Below are 12,221 nucleotides of genomic sequence, written 5' to 3' on the forward strand. Positions count from 1 at the left end.
ATGTGCAGGGGCGCAGTGCTGCTCTCCCGAACCTGTCACCGGGATATGTCCTCGAGAGCGATGCCCTTGGTGCGTGGGCCCATTAGACCAATGACAAGCATGACCACGCACATTGCCCCCGCAATAAACGTGAACACGCCCGCCACCCCGAACTCGCGCAACACAAAGGCGATCAGAAAGGCCGTAAAAATAGCGGAGAACCGGCTCCACGAATAGACGAAGCCGACAGCCTGGGCGCGGATACCCGTCGGGAAGAGTTCCGCCTGATACGCATGAAAGCTGTACGACATGATGTTGTTCGCCAGTGTGAGACAAACACCGAGTCCCACCAGAAACACAATATTGGTTGTCTGAGCGAAACACAGACCACACACGACGATCGCTCCCGCCATCAGCACGATCATCGTTTTGCGCTCGAAGCGATCGGCGATGAAAAAACCAATCAGCGGTCCTACCGGCGCAGCGATTGCGATCAGGCTCGAAAACGCGAGACTGGTCGTCACCGTAATGCCCTGCCTGACGAGCAGCGTCGGTACCCAGTTGGCAAAACCGTAAAAGCCCACCGTCTGGAACAGATTGAAAATTGAAAGCATCAGCGTGCGCGAACCATAAGGCCTTGCCCACATGTCACGGAAGCGGCCGCGCTCGGCGACCGCCGCAGGTGGCCCGGGCGGCAAGAGCGCGTGCCCCAGATCTTTTTCGACGCGTGCCTCGAGGTCGCACATGACGCGATCGGCTTCGTCCAGACGACCCTGTTGCGCCAGCCAGCGCGGGCTTTCCGGCACCTTCCGACGGATCCACCAGACGAACAGCGCGCCGTGTGCGCCAGTCAGCACGACCCACCGCCAGCCTTCCAGGCCAAGGATTGTGCGCGGCACCAACAGGTAGGAGAGAAAGGCGACGACTGGTACCGACGCGAAGCCAACTGCCTGCTCGCACGCAAATGCGCGCCCTCTAACGTGCTTCGGCGCCAGTTCGGAAATGTATGTCCCGATGGTCACCAGTTCCACGCCAATACCGAGACCCGCCATGAAGCGCCAGAAATTGAGCCCTACCGGCCCGTACTGGAACGCCATGACTACGTTGGACACGGTGTACCACAGCAACGAATACGTGAAAATGGCGCGCCGCCCAAAGCGATCCGCCAGAAAGCCACAGGCGATCGTACCGATGAAAAGACCCGAAAAAAGTGCAGCGATGAAACTGGCCACGCCCGTCGCCCCAAACAGTCCTTTCGTCGTCGCGGTAAGAATGCCGCTCCTGATGAGACCCGGTGCGACATAGCCCGTATAGAGAAGATCGTAAAGCTCGAAAAAGAAACCCAGGCTCAGCAAAACGATGAGAATCCAGATCGAACGGGTCGCGGGAAGCCGGTCGAGTCGGGCAGAAATGGAGCCTGCGCTGATCCCGGCATGCAGGGCGTGAGCAGTCGTAACACCTGGCTGGACACCGGATGCGGGGTATGAAGAAGCCATCGATTGTCTCCTGACATGATCGGCCGATCTCGAGTCGGCCTGCAAGTTGCCCGGTCCAGCGCCACAGCCCGATCACACACGTGCCGAACATCCGGGCCAACCTGAAATTGACTATATTTTTAGCTTGTACGTACAACAATACATGTTTACCCCAAAAGACAACGGGCGAGCTGGGCGCCAGACTTGATAGCAAGCACATAGGTGGTCCGGAGGAAGAATCGCGATGACGTTAGACGTAGCTACGCCGGTGAATGGGGTCTTGCGCGGAGTCCGCGTGATCGATCTGACGCAGAACGTTGCGGGACCGTATTGCACCCAGATCCTGGGTGACATGGGGGCGGAGGTGATCAAGATCGAACGCCCGGTCGTCGGCGACGATACCCGCGCATGGATGCCGACCGCATGCGGCGAGCAATCGGCGACATTCCTGGCGCTCAACCGCAACAAGAAAAGCTTGAGCGTCGACCTGGATCAGGCGCGCGGACGGGAAATCGTCAAGCAGCTGGTTCGCGACAGCGACGTGATCGTGCATTCACTGAAGCCGGGCAGTGCTGAAGCGCGCGGCCTCGGGTACGAAGATCTGCGGGCGATCAACCCAAAACTGGTCTATTGCGCGATCAGCGCATTTGGTCAACAAGGGCCGATGCGAGGCCTGCCCGGCTACGACCCGCTGATGCAAGCCTTTACCGGGATCATGAGTGTCACCGGTTCCGAAGGCGATGCGCCAGCGCGCGTCAGCGTATCGCTCATCGACATGGGGACGGGCATGTGGGCGGCGATGGGCATTCTCGCTGCCCTTCGCGAAGTCGAGCGATCGGGCGTAGGCACAACGGTCGAAGCAAGTCTGATGGAAACAGGCGTCGGCTGGATGACGTTGTTCATTGCCAACTATCGCGCAAGCGGGAATCTGCCGAAAAAGATGGGTACGGCAGTGGCAATGACGGCTCCGTACGAACTGTTCGAAGCCGCCGACGGCGCCGTGTTCATCGCTGCGGGAAACAATCGGCTCTTCCGAAAAGTCTGCGAGGCGCTGACACTTCCCGATCTTCCCGCTGACGCCCGTTTTGCGGATAACCCGCAACGCGTCGCGCACCGCAACGACCTGCATCGTCTGATTGAAGAGCGGACCCGAGAACTGACTACGCAGGATATCGAGCGCCGGCTGCATGCCCACGGCGCGCCATGCAGCGCGATGAATAACGTCGAGCAGATGCTCGCCAGCGAACAGGTCAACGCAGCGGGCATCGTGCAGGCCTTGCCGATGGCACCGGACGACACGCATCGGGTCGTCGGCTTGCCGTTCACCATCGCCGGCCTGCGTCGCAGCCAGCATGCGGCACCGCCTGCGTTGGGACAGCACACACGTGAGATGCTCGTCTCAATCGGCTATGGCGAGAACGACATCGACCAACTCGTAGAGCAAGGCGTCGTCCGCTAGGCGCTTTATCTAATCGACCCGAGGTATTTCATGGAACTGGAACAGCACGCACCGGTAGAAGACATCCGTCGCGCCGTCACGGCACTTTGCGCGAACTTTCCGGCCGGCTACTGGCAGCAATGCGAGCGCGAAGAGCGCTACCCCGAAGAGTTCGTCGTGGCCATGACCGAGGCCGGCTGGCTCGCCGCCCTCATTCCCGAAGAATACGGGGGCTCGGGCCTATCGCTGTACGAGGCCTGCGTGATTCTCGAAGAGGTCAACCGGTCCGGTGCGAACGGCGCGTCCTGTCACGCGCAGATGTACACCATGGCCGCTTTGCTCAATCACGGCAGCGAGGAACAGAAGCGCCGCTACTTGCCGCGCATCGCCGATGGCTCTCTGCGTATGCAGGCATTCGGCGTCACCGAACCCGATGCGGGGTCGAACACGCTTCGCATCAAAACCTTTGCGAAGCGTGTGGACAACGGCTACGTGATCAACGGACAAAAGGTGTGGACATCGCGCTATAAGCAATCGCAGATGTACCTCTTGATCACCCGAACCACGCCCTACGAGGAAGTAACGAAGAAGACTGACGGACTTACTTTATTTCTCATTGACATTGAAAAGGCGGGCAAGTCGCTCAGTTCGACACCCATCGACACGATGCTCAATCACCACACGAATCAGGTGTTTATCGATGATCTTCATGTGAGTGAAGCCGACCGGATCGGCGAAGAAGGCAAGGGCTTCTACTACCTGCTCGACTCGCTGAACGCCGAAAGGCTTCTGGTTGCGAGCGAGTCGATCGGCGACGGCAAATGGTTCATCGAACAGGCCTCACGATACGCGAGTGAACGGATTGTGTTCGACCGGCCTATCGGCGCCAACCAGGGCGTGCAATTCCCGATTGCGAAAGCCCATATGAATCTGGAAGCCGCCACGTTGATGCGCGACAAGGCTGCGGCACTGTTCAGTGCCGGCAAGCCGTGCGGACCCGAGGCCAACATGGCGAAATATCTGGCGACCGAAGCATCGTGGGAAGCCGCCGAGGCGGCGATGCTCACCTACGGCGGCAACGGTATGGCGTCGGAATACAATGTCGAGCGCAAATGGAAGGAAGCGCGTCTGTTTCGAATTGCGCCTATCTCCAACAATCTCGTCCTCGCGTACATAGGTCAGCATGTTCTTGGCATGCCTCGCTCCTATTAAGCGCAGTCTCCGCCACGCAGGCATGAATACCGACAGTCAATCATGAGCGATCTCACACAGGTTCCGTCCGCTATTTCGGGCAATACCAAGCACGCGGTCATTGCGCGTGCTCTCATGCAGGATATCGTTAGCCGCAAGTATCCGGTCGGTACGCAGTTGCCGTCGGAACCCGAACTCGCCCTGTCGCTCGGCGTGAGCCGGCAGACTATCCGGGTCGCATTGCGCCATCTTCGAGACCTCGGACTCATCGCCGGTGCACAAGGTGTGGGCAGCTTCGTCAAAGCGGGCGCCCCGTCAACCAGGCTTGGCTACACATTCGATTCAATCCGGGATCTTCTGCAGTACGCCAATGACACCCAGGTGCGCATGATTTCGCGTCGGGAAATCACGCTCACCGGCGAACAGGCCACGTGGCTCGATCGCAAGCCGGGCGAAGTCTGGTGGGAGGTCCACACTGTGCGCGTTTCACCGGACTCGGTTTCTCCCATCGCGAGTTCCATCATTCTGTTGCCGTACGTTTTCGGCCAGGTCCTGACGGAGGTCGAGAAATCGAGCGAAGCAATCTTCTCGCTGATCGAACGCAGGATGGGTGAGTCGATTACCGAGATCGTGCAGAACATCTGCATCGCCTTTGCGGACGAACTTCATGCGCACGCGCTCGGCGTTGCGACCGGAGAAGCCATGATGTGTATGGAGCGGCGTTACTTTGGACGCAATGGCGACTTGCTGGAGGTGTCGCGCACGCTTCATCCCGCCGATCGTTTTCAGTATGGAATGCGTGTGCGCGTTCAGTCAGGGCAGGACTCGCAATTTCAACGATAAGTCTTTTCCGTATTGCCACAACCAGAACACAGGTGATCAATGGACTCAGGAATGCCCTATTCGACCATCATTGCCGAGCGCGACCCGGACTATGCCGGCTTGTACGTCATTACGCTAAACCGGCCGGCGCTGCTCAATGCCATGAACACCCAGATGTTCACGGAACTGCGCCACGTTTTTCGCGAGTTGCGCGATGAGCCCGACGTAAAGGTCGTCGTTCTCGCCGGCGGAGAGAAGGCCTTCTCCGTCGGCGGCGATCTGAAGGAGCGCAATGGCATGCCCAACGACACCTGGCGCCGCCAGCACGAACTGATCGAAGAAGCGTTCCTCGCGATCAGGGATTTTCCGGCCGTCGTCCTTTCGGCGGTGGAAGGATATGTGCATGGTGGCGGTTTCGAACTCGCCATGATGACTGATTTCATCGTTGCGTCGCAGACCGCCCATTTTGCGCTCCCCGAGATGCGTCTTGGCATCATGCCAGGCGGGGGTGGCGTGCAGAATCTTTCTCGTGCAATCGGAGTCAGACGGGCCAAGCGCTATCTGCTGACAGGCGATCCGATTCTCGCGGAGCAAGCATTGCAATGGGGACTCGTGACCGAGGTCACCGCCCCAGGGCAGGCCCGGGCGAAAGCCGTCGAGATCGGCCGGCGGATCGCAAGCGGTGCCCCGCTAGCCACACGGGCGGTCAAGATGTCTGCCAGCCGTGGTGTCGAAGTCGACTTTCACACCGGCTATGCGCTCGATATTGCGGCCTACAACACCCTTGCCGCATCCGAGGACAGGCTCGAAGGCGTGGCTGCTTTCAACGAGCGTCGAGCGCCTCGCTGGTCGAACCGGTGATCGACCATGAACGCCACTCAACTGCTTGCGGAATTCATCACCCATGAATCCCCCGATATCCCCGACATTGTCAGGCGGCGCGCCGTTCGTTACGTAGTCGATACCTTTGCCGTCACACTGGCCGGTGCGCGTGACCCCGCTGTCCAGCGCCTCGAAAAGTCGCTGGCTGGTCACAGCGACGGAATTGATCTGCCGTGGACGCCGACCCGCTTCCGGGAAGACGACGCCTGCCTTCTGGCTGGCATGGCATCGCACATCCTCGACTTCGACGACGTTTGCATGCTGGCTATTCTGCATCCAGGCGCGCCGATTTTTTCAGCGTTGCAGATTCTCGCCCGGAGCCTACCCATCAGCGGAGAGGATTTCATTACCAGCTATATCGTCGGAACCGAAATCATGATTCGCTGCGGCGAAGCGCTGGGTTACGCGCACTACGGACTCGGCTTTCACTCGACGGGCACCTTGGGCGTACTAGGTGTGACCGCAGCGTGCGCTCGCGCCGCCGGCCTCGATGTACAGGAGACCCGTCATGCCCTGGCGATCGCGGCGAGTCAATCGGCGGGATTGAAGCGTAATTTCGGCAGCATGGTCAAGTCGCTTCACGTCGGCTTCGCCGCGTCCAATGGTCTGAAAAGCGTGCGTCTTGCCACAGCAGGCTTACTCGGCGCAGATGACATCATGCAGGACCGAGGTTGGCTGCACGCGTTCTCGGGTGGCAGTGTCAGCCAATGGCCCGAAGGGGTGCAACTCGGCAGGCCCTACGCGATCAGTCATCCCGGCTTCGAGCAGAAGCGCTTTCCATGTTGCTATCTAATGCACAAAATCATCTGCGCCACGCTCGAGTTGCGCAATCAGCACGACCTCGGCTTGCAAGGTCTGGAGCGTGCACTCGTCACGACCTGCCGTGGCGGCAGCGAAGCACTCATTCATCACTCTCCCGAAACGGGACTCGACGCGAAGTTCAGCGGGACGTATGCCGTGATTGCAAGCCTGCAGGATGGCCACATCGGTTTGGGCAGCTTTAAAGACGAAGCGGTTCTACGGTCCGAAATACAGCAGGCGTTACGCCGCGTTCGTCTCGAAGAGGTCGGGGAGACGCCAGGAAAGGGAAGCGATGTTGGGGACGCACCTGTCACGGTCACGCTCACCTACAACGATGGCCGGGAATTTACCTGCACGGTAACGAAATCACCCGGATCGCTTGCCGATCCCATGACGGACGAGCAGCTTCTCGAAAAATGGCTGGACTGTCTTTCGATGAGCCAGCTTGGCCTGCCGTCTTCCGACCAGAAGCGGTTATTTGCCGAGGGGCTAGCTATTGAGTCGGTGGCGAATGTCAATGCGTGGCTCAACTTTAAGAAACCCGATGAGGGCAGCTGACGTTGTAGGAATCAGGTACACGTCGGTTAGGGCGACATGACGGGCAATGCAGTAGATTTGCCATCTGCTCAGACCCAAAACAGGTAACAGTTACCTTATAATAATGCGAAATGTATCTTTTTCGCACCTAAAAAAGAATAATTCGCATTTGCATGTATGATTGCGGCCGTTATGTTTTATGCCCCCTATCGGCCGCAATCCACGATGAAAAAGACTTCACACCTGAGCACGCAACGGTTTCCGCTTGCGCCCCTTGCGGCCGCCGCCCGGCACGCTTTCTCCGTGACGGTAGTGTGTTTCGCCGGCTTTTCGGCTCATGCCTACGCTGCGGACGCGGCCGATGCGCAAGGCACGGTATCCGACAACGCCCAGGCCGCATCCACGCTGCCCACAGTCAAGGTGCAAGGCTCGGCAGAACCGCTGCCAGGCAGTCTCTCGCCGGCGTTGCCCGGTGGCCAGGTCGCGAGCGGCGCACAAATCGGCGTGCTGGGTCAGCAAAAGCTCATCAACGTACCGTTCTCGGTTACCAGCTATACGTCGAAACTGATCGAAGACCAGCAGGCGCACACGCTAGCCGACGTCGTCGCCAACGACCCTGCCGTGCGTACCGCACTGGGCTACGGCACGATCGCTGAGACGTACATCATCCGCGGTTTCGAAGTCTATTCCGACGACGTCGCCCTGAACGGCATGTACGGCCTCACCCCGCGCCAGATGGTGGGCACCGGTGCGATCGAGCGCGTGGACATCTTCAAGGGCGCAACGGCGTTCGTGAACGGCGCCGCACCGGGCGGTTCCGGCGTGGGTGGCGATATCAACGTGCAGACCAAGGTGGCCGACGACAAGCCGCTCACCCGCGTGACGGTCGAGGGCAGTGCGTCGGGCGAGATCGGCACACGGGTCGACGTGGGCCGACGCTTCGGCGATAACGATCAGTTCGGTATCCGCGTGAACCAGACGGTCGAAGGCGGCGACGCGGCGATCCAGAAGGAAACGGATCATTCGCAGCAGACGGCCGTCTCGCTCGACTACCGCGGCGACAAGCTGCGTTTGTATGCCGACTTCCTTTATCAGAAGGAGCATCAGTCGGGGAACCGTCCGGTAGTCTTCGAAACCGGCGACGTGCTGCCCGGCACGCCTTCGGCGAGCTATAACTACGGACAACCGTGGACGTACTACCAGACCGAAGACACCATCGGCATGCTGCGAGGCGAGTACGACATCACACGCAACTGGACGTTCTATGCAGGTGTTGGCTCGCGTCACACGACCGAGAACAGCACGACCTCGAGCGTCTACGATTTCGACGGTGCGGGCTCCGCTTACCCGTTCCCGTCTATTCACAAGGAAAACGCGATCTCGGCGCAAGTCGGCGTGCGCGGCAAGTTCGACACCGGTCCGGTCTCGCATCAGTTCAATGCCGGCTGGCAGATCAATCGCGTAGCGGGCTATAACGCGTATGGCTTCGGCTCGGGCTATTCCACCAGTCTGTACGACACGCCCGTCGTAGCGGAACCCGCGGCACCGACCACCGGCAACTTCGCCGACCCGGGCCTGACCAGCGTCGAACTGATGCGCAGCTTCGTCGTGTCGGACACGATGGGCTTCTTCAACGATCGCCTGCTGTTCACGATCGGCGCACGTCATCAGGATCTGCTCGAAAACGGCTACGGCTATGGCACGGAAGTGCAGAATGCGGCGTACTCCGCTTCGGCGACTACGCCGATCGTCGGGCTCGTCTACAAGATTCAGCCGAATCTGTCGGTTTACGCGAATCGGGCGGAAAGTCTGGTCGAGGGCGGCACGGCACCGACCAGCGCGGCGAACTCCGGCGCAGTGATCGCACCGTTTCGCGCCAAGCAGTACGAAGCCGGTGTGAAGTACGACGCGAACCATTACGGCGCAGCGCTCGCTGTCTACCAGATCAAGCAGCAGGTCGCGTACACCAATGCGATCACCAACATCTACGGTGCGGATGGTGTGCAGCAGCACCGCGGCATCGAATTCTCGATGTACGGCGAACCGTTGAAGGGCGTGCGCCTGATTGGCGGCGTGTCGTACATCAACGCGAAGCTCGAAGACACCGGCAGCAGCGCCGAAGAAGGTAATCGTCCGATCGGCGTGCCGGCATGGACCGCCAACGCCAATGTCGAATACGACGTGCCGCGTACGAACGGCCTCACACTGACGGCGCGTGCGTTGTGGACGAGCACCCAGTTCCTCGACACCGCCAACACGATGCAGGTTCCGTCATGGACCCGCTTCGACGTCGGCGCGCGTTATAAGACCAAAGTGGCTGGACACGATACGAGTTTCAAGGTGATGGTGACCAACCTGGCGAACCACTCGTACTGGTCGTCGTCGCTCGGCGGTTACCTGACGCAGGCGCAGCCGCGTACGGCGTGGTTCTCCGTGACGACGGATTTCTAGGCGGAGGGCGGCGCGGGGTGCGCCGCTGCTAGAGTCCGTTCGTGCGGGTTCACGATTCACTTCGCCAGTTGCCACTTCAACACTGGATTCGTCGCGCCCGCGGGCATCGCCCATACGCCTGTTTCACTGAAGTCATAACCTTGAAACGAAGCAGGCGTGCTCATTTGAGCGGTGCTCAATCCATTCGCGGCAGGGATAGTCGTACCGTACACGACGCCGACCGTTGCCCCCGTCGTGTCCTTATTCCAGTACACGTCGCTGGCAATGGTGCCGGTGTTCGTCCGTGCTACACCGATAGGCGTATAGAAAGGTTGCGTGACGGGCCCCGTCCCAAACGACTGGCTGATCGTCCCACTGTTGATAGCGACCAGCGCGGCGCCACCGCATGGCGTGCCGGCAGCGCCCCGGCAATAACCCTGTAGCGTTGTCGGCCCCGTCGCATAGGACTGGGCAATCGAGCCGGAATTGTTGCCGACCAGGCCACCCGCTCCTTCAGCGATATAGCCCGCCGACTGCATACTCCCAGTAGCGAACGACTGAACGATACTTCCTTCATTGGCGCCCGCCAGCCCGCCCATCGTGCCGCCTGTCGTCGCCGCGACGTTGCTCGAAGAACGCACGATCGTGCCGGCATTGCCGCCGACGAGCCCCCCGGCCACGCCCTCATCGACAGTCGAAAAATTTCCGCCACTGAGCGTGCCCGAGGTGTTGACGTGCACGACAGTCCCGTCGTTTTCCGCTGCGAGCATACCCATGTAGGCGTAGAGACCGCCAAACAGCGGATTCGTCTGGCTGTTGACGCCCGTGCCGCTAACGCTCAGATTGCGAACGACGCCATTGCCGCCGATGGTGCCGAACATGCCGATCAATTGCGGAGTAGTCGGAGCGGCCGGGGACCATGCACCGAGCGTCAGCGAATCGATCGCATAGCCTTGACCCTCGAACTGCCCCGTGAACGGCGTTACCGCGTTCCCAATCGGCATGTAGGAACCGTCGCTGGTCGCGCTAGCGTCGATGTTCTTGCCGAGCGCGTAGTTTCCTGCAAGATTCTTCGAAACGTTCTGCAGATCGCCAAGCGAATTGACCAGTTGATAAGCGGTGATCTGCGTGACGAGCCCGCTATAGCTCCCCGGCGTCCATGCAGTATTCGCCAGTTGCACCCCGCCGGAATAGGTTCCGTTCATGTCGTAGAACGCGCCCACGGTGCCGGTACTTGCAGACCAGTCGATCGTGCCGGGATTCGCGATGCTGCCGCCATTGTCGATGCCGCTCGAGTCGGCGCGCAGCGTGAGGTTACCGTTGCCCGTATTTGCAATCGTTGTACCGGTTGCAACGGACAGATTGTGAAAGGCCGCGAGCGTGAGCGACGCCGGTCCACTCCAGCGAAGCGTAGAAGCGACGGCGAGATCGCCCGTCGCGCCGTTCGCGCCGGTCGTGATGACGTCGACCGAAGTACCCGCATTCAGGCTTCGCTGTAACGCTGCCGCTGCACCGCCATCGATGGTGAACATTGGCGTCGTGAGATTCCACTGGCCAGCATGCACCGCAGCAGCAGCGCTGTACGCCAGCCGCGCTGCTTGCGTATCGACCGTCCCGCCACTGCCATCGGCGTTCCTCGCATCGATCTCGCCGCGTTGCTGCACGAGGCCCGTATCGGCAACCAGCCACACGTGACCGTCACGATCAGCCGTGCCGTTGGCGCGCAAACGCGACCCGCCCCCGGCCAACGCATAGATATTGCCGTCCGCGGCTTCGAGATTGATCTGCGCCGCGCTGACCGTGCCCGTATCGACAATGCTGCCCTTGTTGCCCGTCTGCACGAATACCTGTCTGCCACTGGACGAATCCTGCAACAGAACCTGTTGCCCGACTCCGAATTCCACCGTGCCGTTCGGTGCACTCACCTCACCCGTGTTCGCGACGGCGCGCCGCGAGACGAGAAACACGTCGCCACCGCTCGAACTGATCTTGCCGAGATTGACGACCGCTGCGTTCGACTGTCCCGTCAGAGTGAGATTGCCGCCATTCATGAATTCGCAATTACAGACATCGAGGGTAGAAGCCACGAAACGGCCTCCTGTCGTAATCACGCCGGACGGCCCCACGACGATGCCTTGCGGATTGATCAGATAGACGCTGCCGCTGGCGTTGAGTCTTCCGAGAATGGCGGTTGGCGAATTGCCAGTCACGCGATTGAGTATCGCTCCCCCGCTGTCGTCGAAAGTGACCGTATTGCGATTGCCGATCGAAAAGCTTCTCCAGTCGATCACGCCGCGCGTTCCCGCGGCTTGCGTTATCACGACGTTGTTGCCACTGCTCGCAATTGCACCTTGGCCGCTCACATAATGGCCGCCTTGCGGCAGCACGCCGCTAGCGAACGTCGGCAACGCAGGGGCCATTCCAATGACGGGCAAGCCGAGAAGCAGCAGGCGTATCGCCCCGCGATGTCGTGTGGCAGGAGCCCACGAGCTGGGCTGACGGAGTGAACGAATCGACATATAGCCTCCTTGTCCGACTTCGCCTGCCACGGGACTGATTCATCGACGCAAAGCGCTGCATCGACGAAAGCAAGCAATTCAGCTTAGCAGATAGGTTGGTCCGTATGACTTAATAAAACACCGCTAGATTCACTCGTGACGAAGTCA

General features: G+C 60.1%; 8 protein-coding genes. 6 read left to right on the forward strand and 2 right to left on the reverse strand.

All coding sequences use genetic code 11. The annotated features are described in order from the left end of the window. Positions 1-35 precede the first annotated feature (35 nt). A complete protein-coding gene (locus FQ746_RS15690) occupies positions 36-1,475 on the reverse strand; it encodes an MFS transporter (RefSeq protein WP_144110333.1) in 1,440 nt (479 codons plus the stop codon). 223 nt (positions 1,476-1,698) lie between these two features. On the opposite strand from FQ746_RS15690, the gene FQ746_RS15695 reads away from it, so the two are divergent. From FQ746_RS15695 to FQ746_RS15720, 6 genes are all read left to right on the forward strand, one after another. Further along, entirely contained in the window at positions 1,699-2,913 is a 1,215-nt protein-coding gene (locus FQ746_RS15695) for a CaiB/BaiF CoA transferase family protein (protein WP_144110282.1), read from the forward strand. A 30-nt stretch (positions 2,914-2,943) separates the two neighbouring features. After that, entirely contained in the window at positions 2,944-4,104 is a 1,161-nt protein-coding gene (locus tag FQ746_RS15700; RefSeq protein WP_144110283.1) for an acyl-CoA dehydrogenase family protein, read from the forward strand. Positions 4,105-4,146: 42 nt separating this feature from the next. Then, the gene (locus tag FQ746_RS15705) at positions 4,147-4,926 is read left to right on the forward strand and encodes a GntR family transcriptional regulator (protein WP_144110284.1); all 780 of its coding nucleotides are present in this window, start codon (positions 4,147-4,149) and stop codon (positions 4,924-4,926) included. A gap of 51 nt (positions 4,927-4,977) precedes the next feature. Continuing rightward, positions 4,978-5,766: an enoyl-CoA hydratase/isomerase family protein gene (locus FQ746_RS15710; RefSeq protein WP_144110285.1), complete on the forward strand. Its 789-nt coding sequence runs from the start codon at positions 4,978-4,980 to the stop codon at positions 5,764-5,766. Between the two features lie 6 nt (positions 5,767-5,772). Continuing rightward, a complete protein-coding gene (locus FQ746_RS15715) occupies positions 5,773-7,146 on the forward strand; it encodes an MmgE/PrpD family protein (RefSeq protein ID WP_144110286.1) in 1,374 nt (457 codons plus the stop codon). Positions 7,147-7,350: 204 nt separating this feature from the next. After that, positions 7,351-9,576 carry a TonB-dependent receptor gene (locus FQ746_RS15720; protein ID WP_144110287.1) on the forward strand — a complete coding sequence of 742 codons (2,226 nt, stop codon included), beginning with the start codon at positions 7,351-7,353 and terminating at the stop codon, positions 9,574-9,576. A gap of 56 nt (positions 9,577-9,632) precedes the next feature. Here FQ746_RS15720 and FQ746_RS15725 read toward each other — a convergent pair whose 3' ends face one another. Next, positions 9,633-12,074 (reverse strand): filamentous hemagglutinin N-terminal domain-containing protein, encoded by a 2,442-nt coding sequence (locus FQ746_RS15725; RefSeq protein WP_144110288.1) that lies wholly within the window; start codon positions 12,072-12,074, stop codon positions 9,633-9,635. Between the last annotated feature and the right edge of the window lie 147 nt (positions 12,075-12,221).

The sequence above is a fragment of the Paraburkholderia sp. BCC1886 genome (assembly GCF_900996245.1).
GTDB lineage: Bacteria > Pseudomonadota > Gammaproteobacteria > Burkholderiales > Burkholderiaceae > Paraburkholderia.